At 71.3% G+C, this 19,701-nt stretch carries 17 protein-coding genes and 3 tRNA genes; 10 read left to right on the forward strand and 10 right to left on the reverse strand.

The features are described 5' to 3' along the window. Positions 1–6: 6 nt before the first annotated feature. Genes AB0K05_RS25625 through AB0K05_RS25635 form a run of 3 tightly spaced genes read right to left on the reverse strand, consistent with a single transcriptional unit; the run spans position 7 to position 2,779 of the window. Positions 7–825 carry a carbohydrate ABC transporter permease gene (locus tag AB0K05_RS25625; protein ID WP_148030724.1) on the reverse strand — a complete coding sequence of 273 codons (819 nt, stop codon included), beginning with the start codon at positions 823–825 and terminating at the stop codon, positions 7–9. Continuing rightward, entirely contained in the window at positions 822–1,733 is a 912-nt protein-coding gene (locus tag AB0K05_RS25630) for a sugar ABC transporter permease (protein WP_271280433.1), read from the reverse strand. Before AB0K05_RS25630 ends, AB0K05_RS25625 begins: the two co-directional genes overlap by 4 nt. Further along, positions 1,730–2,779: a LacI family DNA-binding transcriptional regulator gene (locus tag AB0K05_RS25635; RefSeq protein ID WP_148030723.1), complete on the reverse strand. Its 1,050-nt coding sequence runs from the start codon at positions 2,777–2,779 to the stop codon at positions 1,730–1,732. Before AB0K05_RS25635 ends, AB0K05_RS25630 begins: the two co-directional genes overlap by 4 nt. Before the next feature lie 563 nt (positions 2,780–3,342). Between AB0K05_RS25635 and mihF the strand changes: the two genes are divergently transcribed. Beyond that, positions 3,343–3,648 (forward strand): integration host factor, actinobacterial type, encoded by a 306-nt coding sequence (mihF, locus tag AB0K05_RS25640; protein ID WP_101784984.1) that lies wholly within the window; start codon positions 3,343–3,345, stop codon positions 3,646–3,648. A gap of 350 nt (positions 3,649–3,998) precedes the next feature. Here the strand turns inward: mihF and AB0K05_RS25645 are convergent, their stop codons facing one another. Continuing rightward, entirely contained in the window at positions 3,999–4,646 is a 648-nt protein-coding gene (locus AB0K05_RS25645; protein ID WP_148030722.1) for a response regulator transcription factor, read from the reverse strand. Then, positions 4,637–5,884, reverse strand: coding sequence for a sensor domain-containing protein (locus tag AB0K05_RS25650; protein ID WP_148030721.1), 1,248 nt, complete (start codon positions 5,882–5,884; stop codon positions 4,637–4,639). Before AB0K05_RS25650 ends, AB0K05_RS25645 begins: the two co-directional genes overlap by 10 nt. A gap of 187 nt (positions 5,885–6,071) precedes the next feature. On the opposite strand from AB0K05_RS25650, the gene AB0K05_RS25655 reads away from it, so the two are divergent. The 3 genes from AB0K05_RS25655 to AB0K05_RS25665 are packed head-to-tail and all read left to right on the forward strand — an operon-like array spanning position 6,072 to position 10,381. Then, entirely contained in the window at positions 6,072–7,343 is a 1,272-nt protein-coding gene (locus tag AB0K05_RS25655; protein WP_271279277.1) for an acyltransferase, read from the forward strand. A 6-nt stretch (positions 7,344–7,349) separates the two neighbouring features. Next, on the forward strand, positions 7,350–7,853 hold the full coding sequence (locus tag AB0K05_RS25660; protein ID WP_271279276.1) for a GNAT family N-acetyltransferase: 504 nt from the start codon (positions 7,350–7,352) through the stop codon (positions 7,851–7,853). Between the two features lie 29 nt (positions 7,854–7,882). Then, positions 7,883–10,381, forward strand: a complete 2,499-nt coding sequence (locus AB0K05_RS25665; protein ID WP_364232280.1) for a DUF3516 domain-containing protein — start codon at positions 7,883–7,885, stop codon at positions 10,379–10,381. Here AB0K05_RS25665 and AB0K05_RS25670 read toward each other — a convergent pair. The 3 genes from AB0K05_RS25670 to dusB all read right to left on the reverse strand — a co-directional run bounded on the left by AB0K05_RS25670 (position 10,378) and on the right by dusB (position 12,839). Then, positions 10,378–10,839, reverse strand: a complete 462-nt coding sequence (locus AB0K05_RS25670) for a GNAT family N-acetyltransferase (protein WP_364232282.1) — start codon at positions 10,837–10,839, stop codon at positions 10,378–10,380. The two genes, AB0K05_RS25665 and AB0K05_RS25670, sit on opposite strands and share 4 nt — an antisense overlap. 275 nt (positions 10,840–11,114) lie before the next feature. Beyond that, positions 11,115–11,678: a hypothetical protein gene (locus AB0K05_RS25675; RefSeq protein WP_219548271.1), complete on the reverse strand. Its 564-nt coding sequence runs from the start codon at positions 11,676–11,678 to the stop codon at positions 11,115–11,117. 51 nt (positions 11,679–11,729) lie between these two features. Next, entirely contained in the window at positions 11,730–12,839 is a 1,110-nt protein-coding gene (gene dusB, locus AB0K05_RS25680; RefSeq protein WP_271279275.1) for a tRNA dihydrouridine synthase DusB, read from the reverse strand. A gap of 89 nt (positions 12,840–12,928) precedes the next feature. On the opposite strand from dusB, the gene AB0K05_RS25685 reads away from it, so the two are divergent. From AB0K05_RS25685 to AB0K05_RS25700, 4 genes are all read left to right on the forward strand, one after another. Continuing rightward, positions 12,929–13,000: transfer RNA gene (locus tag AB0K05_RS25685), tRNA-Gly, on the forward strand. 14 nt (positions 13,001–13,014) lie between these two features. Next, a tRNA-Cys gene (locus AB0K05_RS25690) sits at positions 13,015–13,085 on the forward strand. Positions 13,086–13,089: 4 nt separating this feature from the next. Continuing rightward, positions 13,090–13,164: transfer RNA gene (locus AB0K05_RS25695), tRNA-Val, on the forward strand. 102 nt (positions 13,165–13,266) lie between these two features. Then, a complete protein-coding gene (locus AB0K05_RS25700) occupies positions 13,267–16,059 on the forward strand; it encodes a heparinase II/III family protein (protein WP_364232285.1) in 2,793 nt (930 codons plus the stop codon). 82 nt (positions 16,060–16,141) lie between these two features. Here the strand turns inward: AB0K05_RS25700 and AB0K05_RS25705 are convergent, their stop codons facing one another. Beyond that, a complete protein-coding gene (locus AB0K05_RS25705; RefSeq protein WP_148030713.1) occupies positions 16,142–16,771 on the reverse strand; it encodes an alpha-ketoglutarate-dependent dioxygenase AlkB in 630 nt (209 codons plus the stop codon). A 138-nt stretch (positions 16,772–16,909) separates the two neighbouring features. Between AB0K05_RS25705 and AB0K05_RS25710 the strand changes: the two genes are divergently transcribed. Beyond that, positions 16,910–17,668, forward strand: a complete 759-nt coding sequence (locus tag AB0K05_RS25710; protein ID WP_148030712.1) for a VOC family protein — start codon at positions 16,910–16,912, stop codon at positions 17,666–17,668. A gap of 24 nt (positions 17,669–17,692) precedes the next feature. Further along, positions 17,693–19,078 (forward strand): MFS transporter, encoded by a 1,386-nt coding sequence (locus tag AB0K05_RS25715; RefSeq protein ID WP_364232288.1) that lies wholly within the window; start codon positions 17,693–17,695, stop codon positions 19,076–19,078. A 76-nt stretch (positions 19,079–19,154) separates the two neighbouring features. On the opposite strand, the gene AB0K05_RS25720 is transcribed toward AB0K05_RS25715, so the two are convergent. Further along, positions 19,155–19,688, reverse strand: a complete 534-nt coding sequence (locus tag AB0K05_RS25720; RefSeq protein WP_271279272.1) for a CGNR zinc finger domain-containing protein — start codon at positions 19,686–19,688, stop codon at positions 19,155–19,157. Positions 19,689–19,701: the final 13 nt, after the last annotated feature.

The following is a 19,701-nucleotide window of genomic DNA, read 5'->3' on the forward strand; positions in this document are numbered from 1 at the left end:
AGCCTCCTAGCCCTTCACAGCGCCGGCCATCAGGCCGGACCTGAGCCGTCGCTGGATGATTGCGAAAAAGATCAAGCTCGGGATCGTCGCCATCAGCGACGCCGCGGCCAGCGGGCCGAGCCTTGCCACTCCCTCGGGGCCGGTGAACCGCACCAGCGTCAGCGGGAGCGTCATCACGTCCGGGTCCTTCAGAACCACGAGCGCGAACAGGAACTCGTTCCACGACGAGATGAACGAGAACAGCAGCGTCGCCACCACGCCCGGCGCCAGCAGCGGGGCGACCACCTTGACGATCGCCCGCATCCGGCCCGCGCCGTCCACCGCCGCGGCCTCCTCCAGCTCGCGCGGCACGGAGCGCACGTACCCCTGGAGCATCCACAGCGCGAACGGCAGCGTGAACGTCACATGCACCGCCACCAGCCCGGCCAGCGTGTTGACCAGGTCGAGCTCCCGCATGACCATGAACAGCGGGATGATGATCAGGATGAACGGGAACACCTGGCTGACCAGCACCCACCCGAGCGCGATCCGCTTCAGCACGCCCTGGTAGCGGGCGAGCGCGTACGCGGCGGGCAGCGCGACCGCCACCGTCAGGAACGCGCTGGCCAGCGCCACGACGAGGCTGCGCAGCCCGGCCCCGACCAGGTCCTGCTCGCCGAACGCGGCGGCGAAGTTGGCCAGCGTCGGCTCCCGGGGTATCCAGGCGGGGTCCAGGCTGGCCATCTCCTGCGGCGTCTTCAGCGCCGTCGACAGCAGCCAGACCAGCGGGAAGCCCAGGAAGACCAGGTAGACCAGCAGCGCCGCGTACTGGGGGATCCTTCTCATGACGCCTCCCTCAGCTGCCGCCACAGGTAGACGCCGAGCAGGGCGAGCACGACGACCACGATGGCGACGCCGAGCGCGGCCGCATAGCCGAAGAAGCCGTAGCGGAACGCCTCCTCGTACGCGAACAGCATCGGCAGCCTCGTCCGCCCGCCGGGCCCGCCCTGGGTGAGCACGTAGACCAGGCTGAACTGGTTGAAGTTCCACACGAAGTCGAGCGAGGTGATGGCCACGATGACCGGGCGGAGCTGGGGCAGCGTGATGTTCCAGAACCGGCGCCAGGTGCCCGCCCCGTCCATCGCGCCCGCCTCGTACAGCTCCCTCGGGACGGTCTGCAGGCCCGCCAGCAGCACCACCGTGGTCTGCGGCATACCGCTCCAGACGCCCATGACGATGACGGCGGGCAGCGCCCAGGTGAAGTCGGCCAGCCAGTTGATGTCGGTGCCGAGCGTGCTGTTCACGATGCCGGCGTCCGGGTGGTAGACCAGCCGCCACATCAGGCCGATCACCACGGGCGGCATCGCCCACGGCACCATGGCCAGCACCCGGGCCACGCCGCGCAGCGCCAGCCGCTCGTTGAGCAGCAGGGCCAGCCCCAGCGAGGCGAGGAACTGCAGCGCGGTCACCGAGACCGCCCAGATCATCCCGACCTGCATGGACTGCCAGAAGTCGTCGTCGCCGAGCAGCGCGGCGAAGTTGTCCAGGCCGGCGAAGCTGGTGACGTGGTTCCTGCCGGACTCGGCGTCGGTGAACGCCAGCGAGATCCCGTACAGCAGCGGCCCGACGCTGAAGATCAGCACCGGCACCAGCGCGGGCAGCAGGAGCACCCACATCTCGCGGTTCTGGCGCGGCCCGCGCCCGCTCCGCCGGCGACCGGCGGGCGGGGCGGGCCGCGTCGCCGTGGCCGTCACGGCGTCCCCCTCTCCGCGCCGGGTGCCTGGTACGGTGCGGGCTCCTCCCCCGTCGTCGAAGCCCGTACCGCGAGGCGCGGCGGCACGGTCACCCTGCGGGGCTCCCTGTCGCCGTTCTTCAGCCGGTCGACCAGCAGCTCGGCGGCGGCCTTGCCACGTTCGGCCGACCCCAGCGAGACGCTGGTGAGCGACGGCCATGAGGCCGCCGCCAGGTCGGTGTCGTCCATGCCGGCCACCGCCACGTCGTCCGGCACCCGCCGCCCGGCCGCGCGCAGCACGTCCAGCGCGCCGAGCGCGATCAGGTCGTTGGCGCACATCAGCGCGTCGACGTCGGGCCGCCGCTCCAGCAGCGCCGCGACGGCCCTGCCGCCCTCGGCGCGGTAGAAGTCGCCGATCTCGACCAGCTCCTCGTCGTACGGCAGCCCGAGGTCCTCCAGCGCCTCCCGGTACGCGGCCCCGCGCGCGGCGCCGGGCACCGTGTCGGTCGGGCCGTTGACCATGCCGATCGTGCGGCGGCCGAGCCGGTAGAGGTGGTCGATGGCCAGCTTCACGCCGGTGCGCGAGTCGGCCCTGACGTTGTCCACGGGCGTGCCCTCCGGCACCGACCCGATGATCACCACCGGGGCGCGGGCCGCGGCCAGCATGTCCAGGTGCTGCTCGGTGACGCGCAGCGGGCTCATGATCAGCCCGTCCACGTACCGCTCCCCCAGGCTGTGCAGCACGTCGATCTCGTCGGCCACCACCGCGTCCGTGGAGTGCAGGACGAGGCGGTAGCCGGCGGACTTGAGCACCGGCTGGATCTGGCGCAACATGGCGAGGTAGGCCGGGTTGCCGACGTCGGCCATGGCGAAGGCGACCTGGTGGGTGCGGCGGGACTTCAGGGAGCGGGCGACGGCGTTGCGCACATATCCGAGCTCCTCGGCGGCGGCCATCACCTTCCGCACGGTCTCCTGCCGGGTGGGCAGGCCGTTGAGCACCCGCGACACCGAGGCGATGGAGACACCGGCGCGCTCGGCGATCGTGGTGATCGTGGGTCCGTCGGCCAAGGCTGTCCCTTCCATGTACGTAAACGATTTCAGCAAAGAGACTGTAAACGTTTACTGCGTGTGCGCCATGTAACCCGCCCGCCACGTCCCCGGTCAAGTCACGATCCCATCACGCGCGACACGCCCGGAAAACAGAAGTGTGATGAAAACCACGCTTCAGGGGCAAAACCGGGCCTCGGGGGCATGACGCACCGGGTGCGCGGGCCGAGCGGGACGATCATCGGAGAGCGGGCGTCCCGGACCGGCGGGCGGCACCCGCGCGAGCCTCCGCCGGGAGTCCGAATCCGAGGGCGTCATGCCTGGTCAAAGGCCCTTTCGGCACCATCTGACGCCGCATCCCGGCACATCGGGGCTACGGTGAGACGTAAAGCGTGGCCGGCGGCGCGGTCGTCCGCGGCGGCGCGCCCGGGTGGGAGACGCCGTGCGGCGGAGCGGCCGCCACGGCCCCGCGGACACGTTGAGCGGCGCTTTCCGCTACACGAACCGCTGGTATCCGCCATGATTAGCCACTGCACTACGGGTAACAGAATCCCCGATCGTTAACTCCCCGAGGAGAACTACTGATGGCACTTCCTACTCTCACCCCCGAGCAGCGCAAGGCGGCGCTGGAGAAGGCCGCGGAGGCCCGTGCCGCCCGCACCGCCCTGCTGGCGAAGGTCAAGGCGGGCGAGCTGTCGTTCTCGCAGCTGCTCGAGCGCGACGACGACATCGCCAAGAAGATCAAGGTGTCGCAGGCCCTGCGCGCCGTGAAGGGCGTCGGCCCGGCCAAGGCCACCGCTCTGATGGAGGAGGCCGGCGTCGACGAGAAGCGCCGCCTCGGCGGCCTGGGCGCCCAGCAGCGCAAGAAGCTGGTCGAAGCGCTCGGCTGACCACCGGGCGGCCAGGTCCGCGCGATGCCCGCGCGGACCGGCCGGCGACACCGGGATCGGCCGGCGCCGAGGGATGCCGGCCGTCGCACGAAGGGGATGACCGGGCCGAGTGGGGGCTGACGGGCGGATGTCACCGCCCCGAGGCGGGCCCGGTTCCGGCTGGCGCGACCAACGGGCACGCCAGCTGCTCCGGCCCTCGCCGGGGCAGGCCCGGCGGTCGGCACGGCCGCCCGCCGCACCGGCACGACCACCGCCCAGGGCGGCCCCGGGTCGCGCCGCGGGGATGACACGCGCTCAGGAGCCGCGCGGCAGAGCGACGCGCTCAGGCGCGCGTCATCATCACAGCGCGCTCAGGACCGCAGATAGGCCAGGACGGCCAGGACCCGGCGATGCTGGTCGCTGTCGTCGGCGTAGAGGCCGAGCTTGCTGAAGATGCTCCTGATGTGCTTCTCCACGGCCCCGTCGCTGATGACGAGCTGCCTGCCGATGGCGGGGTTGGACTTCCCCTCCGCCATCAGGCCCAGCACCTCGCGCTCGCGCGGGGTGAGCGAGGCGAGCGGGTCGTCCCTGCGCCTGCGCACCATCAACTGCGACACCACCTGCGGGTCGAACACGGTCCCGCCCGCGGCGACCCGCCGCAGGCCCTCCAGGAACTCCTCCACGTCGACGACCCGGTCCTTCAGCAGGTAACCCACCGCGCCCCTGGCGTCGGCGAGCAGGTCGTCGGCGTACGACACCTCGACGTACTGCGACAGGATGAGCACCGGCGCCCCCGGCACCAGCTCCCTGGCCCGCACGGCGGCGCGCAGCCCCTCGTCGGTGAAGCTCGGCGGCATCCGCACGTCCACCACCGACACGTCCGGCCGGTGGGCGGCGACGGCCTCGACGAGGGCGTCACCGTCGCCGACGGTCGCAACCACCTCGCAGCCGAACTCCTCGAGCAGCCTGACCAGGCCCTCCCTGATCAGCACGGCGTCATCGGCCACGACTACACGCACGGCACCTCCGCTACGATCACCGTCGGCCCGCCTTCCGGCGAGCTCACCGCGAGCTCCCCGTCGACGGCGCGGAGCCGGTCGGCCAGCCCGGCGAGACCGTGTCCCTTGGCGACGTGCGCGCCGCCGACCCCATCATCCCCGATGCTCAGCACCAGGCGATCACCGGTGTGCACCAGCCGGATGGTGCAATGGGATGCCCGGCTGTGCTTGGCCACGTTGGTGAGCGACTCGGCGACGACGAAGTAGACCGCGTTCTCGACCGCGGCGTCGTACCGGCCGGTGGCCCGCACGTCCAGGTCGACGGGGACGGTGCAGCGGCCGGCGAGGGCGGCCAGGGCGGGCGCGAGCCCGCGGTCGGACAGGACGGGCGGGGCGATGCCGCGCGACAGGGCGCGCAGCTCGTCGAGCGTCTCGCGGGTCGAGGTGATCGCGGACCTGATCGTCGCCTGGGCGGCCTCGGGGTCCTTGTCGAGCTGCCGCTGCGCCCGCGACAGCTCCATGGCCAGCGACACCAGCCGCTGCTGGGGGCCGTCGTGGATGTCGCGCTCCAGCTTGCGCAACGCGTTGGCCTCGGCGGAGACCGCGGCGGCACGCCCCTCGGCCAGGTCGTCGATGCGCTCCTGCAGCTCGGCCACGCCGGTGAGCAGCACGCGGCCGAGACCGGCGCGCAGCAGCGAGGAGCCGCGCACCACGAACGGCATGATCAGCAGGAACAGGAACCCCAGCGTCACGTAGAAGACCAGGTTGACCAGGTAGCCGTCGCCCAGGCCGAGCAGCTCGGGCAGCTCGACGTTGCCCGGGATGCGCGAGGTGACCAGGCCGTAGATCGGATAGGTCAGGCCGGCCAGGGGCACCGCCCAGAAGACCGTGGTGAGCACGAACGACACCAGCGCGAGCGGGAAGTTCACGATGGCGTGCAGCAGGTCGAGCCAGGACTGGCCGCTGGTGAGCGGGTTGATGATCCGGCGGAAGCGGCCGGCGCCCGGCGGCGGCGCCTTGTAGCGGGGGCGTACGGGCGGGCGCTTGAGCACGTCGGAGAGCCAGCCGCGCTCCGCGTCGGCGAACAGGCGGGCGGCCAGCATCGTCCCGGCCAGCACCGGCACGCCGATCCACACGACCATGCCGCCGAGGCCCGCGGCCAGCCCGGCGATCGAGATCACGAAGGCGAGCGCCGTCGCGGGGAACCCCACGAGCGTGTAGCGGGTGTCCAGCAGAACCCGCCTTGTCAGGGAGCGCATGCCCCAAACGCTAAGGCCCCCGCGTGCCCTTTTCGACCCGGTCTGCCAGTGTCAGGGGGTGGGGACAGCCCTACCCCCGGCGGTCCTGCCGGCCTGCCCGGAAGACGGTGGCGCGCGTCAGTGTGCCCGGGAGCCGTGCACGGAAGCCTTGAACCCATCGTTCCCCCGATGAATCGAGGCATCCCCGATGACCGTCCTGCTGGAGCGGCCGCGCACCGCGCAGCCCGCCGCACGCGATCCGTTCATCGACGTCCTGCGGGTGCTCGGCATGGCGCTGGTGGTGCTGCAGCACTGGACCATCCCGGTGCTCGGCTACGACGGCGCCCGGCTGACCACCGGCAACGCGCTGGCCACGCCGGGCGTGTGGGTGGTGACGTGGATCAGCCAGGTGATGCCGCTGGTGTTCTTCGCGGGCGGGGCGGCGAACGCGATCAGCTTCCGCCGCTCCGCCGCCGGCGGGCCGCGCTGGCTGACGGGCCGGCTGCGGCGGCTGGCCTGGCCGCTGCTGCCGCTCGCCGCGGTCTGGATCCCGCTGCCGCACCTGCTGCTCGCGCTGGGCGTGCCCGAGCAGCCGCTGGAGGTGGGGGCGCGGCTGACGGGCCAGTTGCTGTGGTTCCTCGCCGTCTACCTGATCGCCGTGGTCGCGACCCCGTACCTGCTGGGCCTGCACGAGCGGTACGGTGCGCGCGTGCCGATGGCGCTGGCCGCCGGGGCGGTGCTGACGGACGTGGCCCGGTTCGCGTCCGGGATCGACGCGGCCGGCTACCTGAACGTGGTCTTCGTGTGGCTGGCGGTGCACCAGCTCGGATTCCTGTACGCGGACGGGCGGCTGGCGCGGCCGGGCCTGATGGCGGCCTGCGGGTACGGGGCGGCGGCGCTGCTGGTCGCGTTCGGCCCGTACCCGGGCAGCATGATCGGGCTGCCCGGCGCCGAGACCTCGAACATGGCGCCGCCCACGCTGGCGATCATGGCCGTCGGGTTCGGGCAGGTGGGGCTGGCCGTCCTGCTGCGGGAGCGGATCCTGCGGCTGCCTCTGCGCCGCCTGCTCGCCTGGGCGGGGCCGCGGATGATGACCGCGTACCTGTGGCACATGCCGGCGCTGTTCGCGGTGACGGGCGTGGTCGTGGTGGGGCTGGGCGTGCCCACGCCCGAACCCGGCGGCGGGGACTGGTTCGCGGGGTGGCCGCTCTGGTTCGGGCTGCTGTGCCTGGTGCTGTGGCCGCTGATGCGGTGGTTCGCCCGGTACGAGGAGCCGCCCGCGTTCGCGTACGGGATCGCCGGCTGGGGCATCGCGCTGGCGGCGGCCGCGCTGATAGGCGGCGGGCTGCTGACGCTGACCGTCGCGGGGTTCGCGCCTGGGGCGGCGCCGGTGGCGGCGGTCGCGGCGATCGCGGGCGGGCTGTGGCTGACGAGGGTGAGCGCGCCGAAACGCGCCCGTCATCTCGCCGGGGCAGAATGACACGCCATGACGACCATCCGCCCGCCGGTCGAGTCCGATCTGCCCGCCGTCGCCGCGGTCTACGCCCACTACGTCACCGAGACCGTCGCCACCTTCGACGAGACGCCGCCGACCGTGGACGAGTGGCGGGCGAAGGCGGCGGCGATCACCGGGGCGGGGCTGCCGTTCCTGGTGGCCGAGGAGGACGGCGAGGTGCTCGGGTTCGCCTACGCCGCCCGCTACCGGCCCAAGCCCGCCTACCGGCACACGCTGGAGGACACCGTCTACCTCGCGCCCGGGGCGACCGGGCGCGGGCTCGGCGGGATGCTGCTGGCCGAGCTGATCGCCGCCGCCCGGCAGGCCGGCGCCCACCAGCTCGTCGCGGTCGTCGCGGGCAGCGGCGAGGAGACGGCGTCGCTCAACCTGCACGCCGCCTTCGGGTTCGTGGAGGCGGGACGGCTGCGCCGGGTGGGGTTCAAACACGGCCGCTGGATCGACACCACGCTGCTCCAACTCGGCCTGGGGTCCTAGCATCCCGCAGACTTCGGCAGGATAGAGGTGTGAGCCTTCTCATCGACCGCCTGCCCGACGAGATCGACGCCGATCCCGACACCATCTACGAAGCGTTCGCCTCCTGGAACGCCGAGAGGGGGCTCACGCTCTATCCCGCCCAGGAGGAGGCGCTGATCGAGGTGGTCTCGGGCAGCAACCTGATCCTGGCCACCCCCACCGGCTCCGGCAAGAGCCTGGTCGCCGCCGGCGCCCACTTCACCGCCCTGACCCGCGACCAGCGGACCTTCTACACCGCGCCGATCAAGGCGCTGGTGTCGGAGAAGTTCTTCGACCTGTGCGCCGTCTTCGGCACCGAGAACGTCGGCATGATGACCGGCGACGCCAGCGTCAACCCGGGCGCGCCGATCATCTGCTGCACCGCCGAGATCCTGGCCAACGTGGCGCTGCGCGACGGCGCCAGGGCCGACATCGGCCAGGTGGTGATGGACGAGTTCCACTTCTACGCCGAGCCCGACCGCGGCTGGGCCTGGCAGGTGCCGCTGCTGGAGCTGCCGCACGTGCAGTTCGTCCTGATGTCGGCGACGCTCGGCGACGTGTCCATGTTCGAGCGCGACCTGACCCGGCGCACCGGCCGCCCGACGGCCGTGGTCAAGAACGCCGAGCGGCCCGTCCCGCTGGTCTACTCCTACCGGATGACGCCGCTGCACGAGACGCTCGAGGAGATGCTGTCCACCTCCCAGGCCCCCGTCTACGTGGTCCACTTCACGCAGGCGGCCGCCATGGAGCGCGCCCAGTCGCTGATGAGCATCAACATGTGCACCAAGGCCGAGAAGGAAGCGATCGCCACCATGATCGGCGGCTTCCGGTTCACCACGCGCTTCGGCCGCGCCCTGTCGAGGCTGGTCCGCCACGGCATCGGCGTCCACCACGCGGGCATGCTGCCCAAGTACCGGCGGCTGGTCGAGCGGCTGGCCCAGGCCGGGCTGCTCAAGGTCATCTGCGGCACCGACACGCTCGGCGTGGGCGTCAACGTGCCGATCCGCACGGTGCTGTTCACCGCGCTGTCCAAGTACGACGGCAACAAGGTGCGGCGGCTGCGCGCCCGCGAGTTCCACCAGATCGCCGGCCGGGCGGGCCGCGCCGGGTTCGACACCATCGGTTACGTCGCCTGCCAGGCCCCCGAGCACGACATCGAGAACGCCCGCGCGCTGGCCAAGATCGGCGACGACCCGAAGCGGCGGCGCGGCTACGCCCGCAAGAAGCCGCCGGAGGGGTTCGTCGGCTGGAGCGAGGAGACGTTCCAGAAGCTCCAGCAGGCCGAGCCCGAGCCGCTCCAGTCCCGGTTCAAGGTGAGCAACGCGATGCTGCTGGCCGTCATCAACCGGCCCGGCGACTGCTTCCAGGCGATGAAGCACCTGCTCACCGACAACCACGAAGACCGCAAGTGGCAGCGGCGGCACATCAGCCAGACCATCGCGATCTACCGGTCGCTGCTGGCCGGCGGCGTCGTCGAGCAGCTCCGCGAGCCCGACGAGCAGGGCCGCCGCGCCCGGCTGACCATCGAGCTGCAGGAGGACTTCGCGCTCAACCAGGCGCTGTCGACGTTCGCGCTGGCCGCCTTCGAGCTGCTCGACCGCGAGTCGCCCGGCTACGCCCTCGACATGGTGTCGATCGTCGAGTCCATCCTGGACGACCCGCGCCAGATCCTGTCGGCCCAGCTGAAGAAGGCGCGCGGCGAGGCCGTCGCCGAGATGAAGGCCGACGGCGTCGAGTACGAGGAGCGCATGGAGGCGCTCGCCGAGATCATGTACCCGATGCCGCTGGAGGACCTGCTGCTCGGCGCGTACGAGACCTACCGGCGCGGCCACCCGTGGGTCGGCGACTACACCGTCAGCCCCAAGTCCGTGGTCCGCGACCTGTACGAGCGGGCGATGACGTTCAGCGAGTACATCCAGTTCTACGAGCTGGCCCGCTCCGAGGGCACCGTGCTGCGCTACCTGGCCGACGCCTACCGCACGCTCTCGCGTACCGTCCCCGAGCACCTGAAGACCGAGGAGTTCGTCGACCTGATCGAGTGGCTCGGCGAGCTGGTGCGCCAGGTCGACTCCAGCCTGATCGACGAGTGGGAGAAGCTCGCCAACCCCGGCGAGGCGCTGGAGCGGCGCGACCAGCTGGAGACCAAGGTGCGCCCGGTCACCGGCAACCCGCGGGCGTTCCGGGTGCTGGTGCGCAACGCCATGTTCAGGCTCGCCGAGCTGTGCGCGCTGGAGAAGGAGGCGGAGCTGGAGGAGCTGGCTCCCGACGTCGACTGGGGCGCCGCGCTCGACGCCTACTACGACGAGCACGAGGAGATCCTCACCGACGCCGACGCCCGCGGGCCGGCGCTGCTGCGCATCGAGGAGGAGCCCGGCGTGTGGAAGGTCCGCCAGACGGTGAAGGACCCCGCGGGCGACGGCGACTGGGGCATCGACGCCCAGGTCGACCTGACGGCGTCCGACGAGGAGGGCCACGCCGTCATCCACGTGCAGGGGCTCAACCGGCTCTAGGAAGTCAGCACCCTCGTCATGAACACGCTGTTGGGGTCGGGGCGGTAGTCCGCGAACGGCTCGCAGAAGGTGAAGCCGAATTTCTCGTACAGCCGCCGCGCCGGCAGGTAGAACTCGGCGGAGCCGGTTTCGAGGCTCAGCCGCCGGATCCCCATCCGCTCCGCCTCGGCGATGATGTGGGCGAGCAGGAAGGACGCCACGCCACCGCGCTTGCGGGCGGTGGCCGTGCGCATGGACTTGAGCTCGGCGTGTCCGGGGTCGAGCCGCTTGATCGCGCCGCAGCCGACCAGCGTGCCGTCGTCCCACACGGACCAGAACGTGATCTCGGGGCGGCGCAGGCCGTCGAGGTCGAGGGCGTGTTTGCTCTCGGGCGGCGTGGTGGACAGCATCTCTCTGACGTGCTCGTCCAGGAATTTGGCGATCTCGTCGCCGGTGAGGTCGTCGACCACGATCTCCATTTTTGCCGCCCCCTCCGCTCGCCGATTGACGGTACATCTCCCGCGTTAAGGGGATGTTTCGGCGTTTTCACGGAGGGAGACTCTCTCCCCGGGGTCCTGGGCTGGCCCCCGCGAAGAGCAGCCCCGGCTCCCGGCGGGGAAAGAAAAAGCCGTGTGCCGGAATGGACTGGCAAGGGCATTCCGGCACACGCCTGTTAATTCATAATCGCTTCACGATGTTCGGCGTCTCGTCATGACAATGTCCCAAGATCGTGACATTTCGCCTTCCGGGCCTCTCAGCAGGCGGCAATCCTGCAGATCTTGCCCAGCATCTTCTTGCTGTCCTTGATCTGCATCTTGAAGTCCGAGGTGGCGGGCTTGCTCCACTCCCCCGCGACTGTGTAGATCACCAGCGCGTTCGCCCGCCGCGTCACGATGCCGCGCTCGCCGCCGATGGCCACCCGCCTGCCGCTGTAGGCCTGGCCGGTGACGGCGATCGACTCGTCGCCGAGCTTCACCCGCTTGCCCGTGAACCGGTAGCTCTTGGTGCCGCAGGCGGAGACCGCGGAACGGATGTCCCGCATCGCCTTCTTGGCCCCGGCCTTCGAGGTGTAGAGGATCACCTGCTCGGACTTCGAGTAGTCGGGCACGGCCGTGTAGATGAGGGTCTTGGCGGCCTTCCGGCCGGACCGGGCGAGCGTCGCCCTGTCACACGGGTTGACGACGAGCCGCGCGGCGGTCCGACCGCTCACCGCCCAGCTGTGCTCGGGGTTGTCATCCTTCTTGGCGGCGGCCTTCTCGTACAGCATGAAACCGTCGGGAATGGCGACCGCTGCGGCTAACAGGAGTATGGAGATCATGGTCCCCGATGGTACGAGCCGCCGATGCAGGGATTCTTGCAGCCCGCTTGCTCAGCCGCCGGAGATGTCGGACTCGGCGTCCTCGGGGACGACGGTGTCCCAGGCGTCGTCGAGCCAGCCTTCAGGCAGGTGGACCTTGGTCCGCTCGCCGGACTTGCCGCGCGGCGTGTCGGTGTGCGGCGGCCACGGCTGATCCGGGTCCAGCTCGGCCAGCCCTGCGCGCAGCTCGTCGAGCGAGTCCGCCGTCGTCACCCGCCGCCGCGCCTCGGCGCCCACGGTGAAGCCCTTGAGATACCAGCCGATGTGCTTGCGGAAGTCGGCGATGGCGTAGCGCTCGGTGTCGAACGCCTCGACCATCATCGTGGCGTGCCTAGCCATCGTCCGCGCGACCTCGCCGAGCGACGGCCTGGCCCGCTCGGCGCTGCCGTCGAACGCACTCCGCAGATCCCTGAACAGCCACGGCCTGCCGAGGCAGCCGCGGCCCACGACCACGCCGTCGCATCCCGTACGGGCGACCATCCGCAGCGCGTCGTCGGCGGACCAGATGTCGCCGTTGCCCAGCACCGGGATGTCGGGCACCGCCTCCTTGAGCCGGGCGATGGCGTCCCAGTCGGCCGTCCCGCCGTAGTGCTGGAGCGCGGTGCGCGCGTGCAGCGCCACCGCCGCGACGCCCTCCTCGGCCGCGATGCGGCCGGCGTCGAGGTAGGTGAGGTGGTCGTCGTCGATGCCGGTCCGCATCTTCATGGTGACGGGCAGCGGGCCCGCGTTGGCCACCGCCGCACGCAGGATCCGCCGCAGCAGGTTGCGCTTGTACGGGAGCGCGGAGCCGCCGCCACGCCTGGTGACCTTGGGTACGGGGCAGCCGAAGTTGAGGTCGACGTGGTCGGCCAGGTCTTCCTCGGCGACCATCTTGACCGCCCGGCCCACCGTCACCGGGTCGACCCCGTACAGCTGGAGGCTCCTGGGCCGCTCCGGCTCGGCGAAGCGGATCATCTTCATGGTCTTGGCGTTCCGCTCCACCAGGGCGCGGGAGGTGATCATCTCGCACACGAACAACCCGCCGCCCTGCTCGCGGCAGAGCACCCGGAACGGCGCGTTCGTGATGCCCGCCATCGGCGCCAGCACCACCGGCGGCCACACCTCGATCGGCCCAATCTTCATCCTTGAAGTTGTAGCGCAGGTCCGGCGGGAAGCGGTATTCGCACGGGTGAGGCGGGGCGGCGGGAAATTCGCTAGAGTAGTCGGGCAACGCGGAAGTGGCTCAGTGGTAGAGCATCACCTTGCCAAGGTGAGGGTCGCGGGTTCGAATCCCGTCTTCCGCTCGGACAGGTTGCCCGGTGGAGTGGCCGAGAGGCGAGGCAGCGGCCTGCAAAGCCGTGCACGCGGGTTCAAATCCCGTCTCCACCTCGACGGACGATTAGCTCAGCGGGAGAGCGCTTCCCTGACACGGAAGAGGTCACTGGTTCAATCCCAGTATCGTCCACCATCTCCACGAAGTCGCGGGTTCGGCATGCGTCCAGCGCTTCGCCGTTCCAGGTGATCGCCTCGGCATACCGTAGACATACCGGGCGTTCCTAAGCTTGCGCGGGTGTCTCGCAACGATCGCTGGATCAGAGGTCTCGCCCTCCTGATCCTGGCTGCTCCCATGCTCGTGACAGGTCCGCAGGCCGGGGCGAAGGCCCTGTCGGACGTAGGCTTCTTCGGACGATGGCGGGATGGCGCCTGGGACATCGGATCGCGGTTGTCCTACAGCCATCCGGGCCTGACGGACATGCAGAACGCGGTCAAGGCGGGTGACTACGGCCTGGCAAAACAGCGGTTGCTCGACTATTTCCGGACACGTCCAGCGATATCGGCGGGCAGCTTCTCCCACCCGGACTGGCCGGGAGCCGTGGAGCTTACTCCGGACCACATCTGGACGCTTGACGGCGGCGAGGTCTACATCAGGACCCTGACGATCGGCACGGCGGAGACGACGGTGACGACCGACGTGACGAGCAGCGTCACCGGTGGCCGGAGCGGATTCTTCCTGATGAGCCGGTACAAGGACCCGGTCGTCGCGCACGTCCACAGCAGGAGCAAAGGCTCCGGCAAGCCCACCCTGCGCCTGACCTTCGCCGACGGCTCGACGAAGAGCCTCCACCCGACGGACGACACCCACATCTGGGCGGGCCATCCCGGCAACGTGTACGGCGACAAGTACCTGCTGCAGGTCAGCGACCAGGGCGCGGGCCCGTTCACGGCCGCCACCCGCAAGGCCTACCTGCAGTTCGACCTCGACGGCCTGCCCGAGGTGAAGAAGGCCGAGCTGACGCTGACCGCCAGGGCGGACGCCAGTAAGCAGGTCATGCTGTTCGGCAACGGCGAATCCTTCGACGAGGACACCCGCACCTGGTCCAACACCGTGCAGTACACGTACTCCTGGGAGGGTGACCCGGGCGGCTTCGACTGGAAGAAGCCGGCCGGCGCCGACGAGGAGTACCACGTCCAGCTCCCCCGCTTCTTCTTCGCCGGGCCGCTCGCCACCGCCTATCAGCGGACCGGTGACGAGAAGCACGCCCGCGCCCTCATCGGCCTGATGACCGACTTCATCGAGGACGCCGACACCTACGACTCCGACGAGGGCGCGGGCTCGTACCCGAACAGCCTCTCCGTGGCCCGCCGCGTCCAGAACTGGATTCCGGCGTACGAGATCCTGCGCAAGAGCCCGTCGCTGACGGCCGAGGCCAACGCCGAAATCCTCAAGGCGTTCAACCGGGCGGGCATGCACCTGCAAGAGAGCGTCCAGGGCGCGCCGAACTGGAAGCAGACGCAGAAGGTCACGTTGCTGCACGCCGCGGTGTACTTCCCGGAGTTCCGCGCGGCCACGGGGTGGCGCGGCAACGCGGTCGACTTCCTGGGGTCGCAACTCGACGACTCGACCTACCCCGACGGCGGCTACTGGGAGGCGACAGACGGCTACGCCCGCTCCTACGCCTCGCAGTACGTGGACATCGCCCTGTTCATGCGGCCGCACGGGATCGAGTTCAGCGACGCCACCAAGGCCAAGCTGCGCAAGCTGGGCCGTTTCCTGATGGATCAGACCTACCCGAACGGCTACGGGCCCGGGTACGGCGACGGCGAGAGCAGGGACATCCGCTCGACGCTGAGACGGCTGGGCGAACTGCTCGGCGACCAGGAGCTGATCTACGTCGGCACCTCCGGCGCCTCGGGGCGGAAGCCCGCGCACACCTCGTCGCTGTATCCCGACACCCGGGTGGCGGTGTCCAGGTCCGGCTGGAGCCGCGACGACTCCCACCTGCGGCTCAACATCGACCGGGGCAACCACAGCCACACGGACGAACTGGCGGTCACCGCCTACGCGTACGGCAGGGCTCTGCTGCCCGACATGGGGACATACACCTACAGTTCTGACCCGCGCGCGCAATGGCTGCGGTTCAGCACAGAGGCGCACAACACCATCGAGATCGACAACCAGGCACAGGATTCGAAGGCTCCGGGAGCGATCACTCACCTGGTCACCAACCCGGTCTTCGACCGGATCGGCGCCCACACCGAAGCCTCCGGCGGCGCGCGCCACGAGCGATCCGTCCTGGCCCTGCACTCGGGCCTCTGGCTCGTCTCCGACCGGCTGAAGCCCACCGACGGCGCGGCACACCGCTACGAGCAGAACTGGCACTTCGGCGCGGAGGCCGGCCCCGCTCTCCGATCCGGATCGAAGGCCGCGACCACGGCCTTCGACGGCACGGGTCCGAACATCAGCGTCGTACCCGCCGACCCGGGCCAGATCAGCGCCTCGCTGCGGGACGGCCACCACGCGCCGTACATGTACCGGGTGGAGAACGCCACGTACGCGTCGTACGTCAAGACGGCCAAGGGCGGGACGACCTTCGACACCCTCCTGCTGCCCTCCAGAGGAGCGGCGGACCCGGCGGCGGCGGTGGAGCGGCTCCCGGTCAGCGGCACCTCGCCGTACCGGGCGACCGCGCTGAGCCTGGACCTCGGCGCGCGCGGCGACGCGGTCTACTACAAGTCGTGGTCCAGCCAGCCCTCGCGCTCGTTCGGGCCCTACACCTACGACGGGAAGATGTTCTACGCGGAGAACGGCGCCACCGGCCGGACCATCGTCATGGTCCACGGCACATCCGTCGAACGTGACGGCCAGACCCTGGTCGAGTCCCCGGCCGAAGTGGCCGACCTCGCCGTGCGCATCAGCGCGGACGGAACCGTCCGCATCGACGGCACGGGCCTGACCGCGAGCACCGACCGGGCGCGAGCCATCGCGATCGACGCATCGCACGCCACCGAAGTGGTCCTCAACGGCACGCAGGTGCCCTTCACCCGCGACGGCGCACTCATCTACGCGGCGGCCGTCGCGTGACGACGGGTTCGGCCGGGCATGCCCTCATGGCGGGCGAGTGGGCCGCGGCCGCGCGGCTCACGCGGGCCGGTGACCCGGGCCGTCAGCGGACGCCGCGGGGGCGGAACTGGATGCTGATGCGCGGGCCCGCCGGGCGGGTGGTCTTGGGGACGGCGTGTTCCCACGTGCGCTGGCAGCTGCCGCCCATCACGATGAGGTCGCCGTGACCCAGGTCGTAGCGGAGTGACGAGCCGCCGCCGCGCGGGCGGAGCAGCAGGGGGCGCGCGTAGCCCACGGACAGGATCGCCACCATGGTGTCGTGGGCGGCGCCGCGGCCGATGGTGTCGCCGTGCCAGGCCACGCTGTCGCGGCCGTCGCGGTAGTAGCACAGGCCGGCCGTGGCGAACGGCTCGCCCAGCTCCTCGCGGTAGTGCTCGTCGAGGACGCGCCTGGCGTCGGCCAGCACGGGGTGCGGCAGCGTCTCGCCCTCGTCGTAGAACTTCAGCAGCCGCGGCACGTCGACGACGCGGTCGTACATCTTGCGCCGCTCGGCCCGCCACGGCACCGACTCGGCCAGCCGCTCGAACAGCTCGTCGGCTCCCGACAGCCAGCCCGGCCGCACGTCGACCCAGGCGCCCCGGTCGAGAGGGACGCGGCGGACCGTCGAGCCGAGCGGCCCCACGGCGAGTTCCTCGTTCAGGCTCAGCAGAGATGCTTGGTAAACAGCCGCCATACCACCGAGTGTAGGTGATCGTTCAAACATGTTTTCGACTGTGCCGGATCTCGCGGGCGGGGCATGAAGGACGAGAAGAATCGCGTGGCGTCGTCCCGGGCCGCAGCGGGGCCGCCACATCCGATCGAGGAGCACGTCATGCTCACCACTGAGTTCCTGCCGGGCAGCCCGTGCTGGGTCGATGTCGGCAGCCCCGACATCGAGGCGACCGCCGGCTTCTACAGCGACCTGTTCGGCTGGCGGTTCCAGCCGGCGATGGAGGGATACGGCTTCTGGCAGGCCGACGGCAAGACGGTCGCCGCGGCCGGGTCGGTGATGGAGGAAGGGGCCGCCGCGTCCTGGATGGTGTACTTCCAGACGCCTGACTGCGACGCCACCGCCAAGGCGGTCGAGCTGGCCGGTGGGCTGGTCCGCGCCCAGCCGTTCGACATCGAGGGGCAGGGGCGGATGGCGCAGTTCACCGACCCCGCGGGGGCGGAGTTCGCGGCCTGGCAGCCGGGTGGCACGCGCGGTCTCGACGTGGTGACCGATCCGGGGTCGTTCGCCTGGGCCGAGCTGTTCGTGCCCGACACCGACGGCATCCGCGGCTTCTACCGGTCGGTGTTCGGCTGGCGGTTCGACGACGTCGACATGGGAGATCTGACCTACCCGGTGGTCTCGCCGGCCGAGGGCGGCGCCGACTCGTCGATGGCGGGGCTGGTAGGGCTGCCGCCAGGTGACCGGGCCCACTGGGTGCCGTTCTTCGAGGTGCCCGACTGCGACGGGGTGGTGGCCAGGTGCCAGGAGCTCGGCGGCACGGTGCGCACGCCGGTGGACGACGTGCCGGGGGTGGGGCGGATCGCCTACCTGTCCGATCCGCACGGGGCGCGGTTCGCGGTGATCACCAGCACGGCCTGAGCGCGCCGGTGTAACGTCTCCTGGGTGTTGACACGTTACATGCTCGGCGCCCTCGCCTCCCGTACCGGCGACGAGATGTCCGGGCCCGCGCTGCTGGTCGCCGGGCTGGCCGTGACCGGGTCGCCCGTGCTGGCGTCGTCGCTGCTGGCGGGGCTGACCGTGTCGGCGGCGGCCGGGGGGCCGCTGCTGGGCGTGGTGCTCGACCGTACCCGCAGGCCGGGGCGGGTGCTCGGGTGGTGCCTGGTGGGTTACGGCGCGGGGCTGCTCGTGGTGCTGGCCGGGCTGGGGCGGCTGCCGGACGCGGCGCTGATCGGGGTGGCCGTGCTGACCGGGTTGCTGGGGCCCTCGCTGAACGGCGGGTGGACGGCGCAGCTGCCGTTAGTTGTCGGGGCCGGGCGGCTGCCGCGGGCGAACGCGCTGGACGCGATGAGCTACAACGTGGCCGCGCTGGCCGGGCCTGCGCTGGTGGGGGTGATCGCGGCCGCCGCCGGAGGAGAGGCGGCCGTCGCGGCCGGGGTGGTGCTGCTGGTGGCGGCCCTGCCCGCGGCCCGGGTGCTGCCGGCCCGGGAGGAGAGGCTCGGGAAGCCGGGGGCGGTCCGGGAGGAGCTCGCGGCCGGGTTCCGCGCCATCGCGGGGAACCGGGCGCTGCGGCGGGCGACCGTGACGTCCATGGTGTCGATGGCGGGTCTGGCCATGCTGATCGTGGCCGCGCCGCTGCTGGGGCTGCGGCTCGCGGGCGACGCCGGGTACGGGGCGCTCCTGCTGGCGGTGACGGCGGGAGCGGCCCTCGCGGCCAACGCCGTGATCGCGCGGGCGGGGGTGCGATGGCAATCTCTCCGCACGGGACGGCAAGCTGGTGTCGCGAGGGCGGGGGTGCGGTGGTGGCCTCTCCGGACGGGACGACAAGCCGGTGCCGTGGACGCGCGGGCGAGGTTACGGTGGCGGCCTCTCCGGGCGGGACGGCAAGGCAGTGCCGGGGTCGCGCGGGCGGGGATGGGGTGGGACACGGTGATGGTCGTGTCCACCCTGTTGATCGGGGTGGGGACGCTGGTGGCGGCGGTGGCGGGGTCGTTCGCGGTGGCGGTCTTGGCCGCTGTGGTGGTGGGCGTGGGTGAGGGGCCGCAGCTTACGGCGCTGTTCGCGGTGCGGCATCGGGAGGCGCCTGAACGGGTGCGCGGCCAGGTGTTCACGACCGGGGCCAGCTTGAAGATCACCTCGTTCGCGGCGGGTTCGGCGCTGGCGGGGCCGCTGGTGGCCTTGTCCCCGGGAGCCGCGCTGCTCGCGGGGGCGGGCGTCCAGCTTCTGGCCGTGGCGGCGTACGGTCTGCTCTCGCTCCCCCGGTCGGCCCTGGAAGGACCTACGCCGTACGGTCCTGACGAAGCCGCGGGCGAAGAGGCACAGGCGGGGTGATCAGGCCGGGCGACATGAGCGGATGCAGGCAAGGGGCGATAAGGCCGGGCGATCGGGCTGGGTGCAGGCAAGGTGATCAGGCTGGGCGGGTGGAGCGGTAGGCGGCTACGCGTTCGCGGGTGGCGCAGCGTGGTGTGCAGTAGCGGCGGGGGCTGCCGCCGCCCGCGTGCAGGAAGGGGCGGCGGCAGGTCGCCGACGCGCACAGGCCGCCGGGGACGCGCTGGTGGTCGGCCAGGAGGACGGCGAAGGCCATCGCCGAGGACGCCTGGAACCATTCGCCCCAGGGCGCGTCGTCGTGGCTGTCGACATGCACGTGCCAGCCGGTCGTGCCGTCGTGGCTGGTCAGGCGGGGCGGCCCGGCGGCGGTCGCCAGGAGGCCGTTGAGCAGGGCCGCCGCCGCGCCGGGGCCGGGCGCGGCTAGGACCTCGACGAGCCGCCCGGCCGCCTCCCGCATCGCCCGCACGTCGGCCCCGGTGAGGTCGAGCGGCCCCCGCTCCCCGTGGGCGCGCAGCACCCGGGCCACCGACTCCGCCGTCGCGTCCTCGTACAGCAGGACCGTGCACAGGTCGACGGCCCTGGCCGCGATCGCCTTGGTCGAGTGATCCTCCACGTTCCCGAGCGTA

It is taken from the genome of Nonomuraea sp. NPDC049486, from assembly GCF_040676925.1.
GTDB classification, from domain to species: Bacteria; Actinomycetota; Actinomycetes; order Streptosporangiales; family Streptosporangiaceae; genus Nonomuraea; species Nonomuraea ferruginea.

What these genes read in the sequence shown, in the direction of transcription:
- AB0K05_RS25625 (WP_148030724.1), bottom strand. Translation starts at nt 825, where the DNA reads ATGAGAAGGATCCCCCAGTACGCGGCGCTGCTGGTCTACCTGGTCTTC.
- mihF (WP_101784984.1), top strand. Translation starts at nt 3,343, where the DNA reads ATGGCACTTCCTACTCTCACCCCCGAGCAGCGCAAGGCGGCGCTGGAG.
- AB0K05_RS25650 (WP_148030721.1), bottom strand. Translation starts at nt 5,884, where the DNA reads ATGCGCTCCCTGACAAGGCGGGTTCTGCTGGACACCCGCTACACGCTC.
- AB0K05_RS25655 (WP_271279277.1), top strand. Translation starts at nt 6,072, where the DNA reads ATGACCGTCCTGCTGGAGCGGCCGCGCACCGCGCAGCCCGCCGCACGC.
- AB0K05_RS25660 (WP_271279276.1), top strand. Translation starts at nt 7,350, where the DNA reads ATGACGACCATCCGCCCGCCGGTCGAGTCCGATCTGCCCGCCGTCGCC.
- AB0K05_RS25670 (WP_364232282.1), bottom strand. Translation starts at nt 10,839, where the DNA reads ATGGAGATCGTGGTCGACGACCTCACCGGCGACGAGATCGCCAAATTC.
- AB0K05_RS25675 (WP_219548271.1), bottom strand. Translation starts at nt 11,678, where the DNA reads ATGATCTCCATACTCCTGTTAGCCGCAGCGGTCGCCATTCCCGACGGT.
- dusB (WP_271279275.1), bottom strand. Translation starts at nt 12,839, where the DNA reads ATGAAGATTGGGCCGATCGAGGTGTGGCCGCCGGTGGTGCTGGCGCCG.
- AB0K05_RS25705 (WP_148030713.1), bottom strand. Translation starts at nt 16,771, where the DNA reads ATGGCGGCTGTTTACCAAGCATCTCTGCTGAGCCTGAACGAGGAACTC.
- AB0K05_RS25710 (WP_148030712.1), top strand. Translation starts at nt 16,910, where the DNA reads ATGCTCACCACTGAGTTCCTGCCGGGCAGCCCGTGCTGGGTCGATGTC.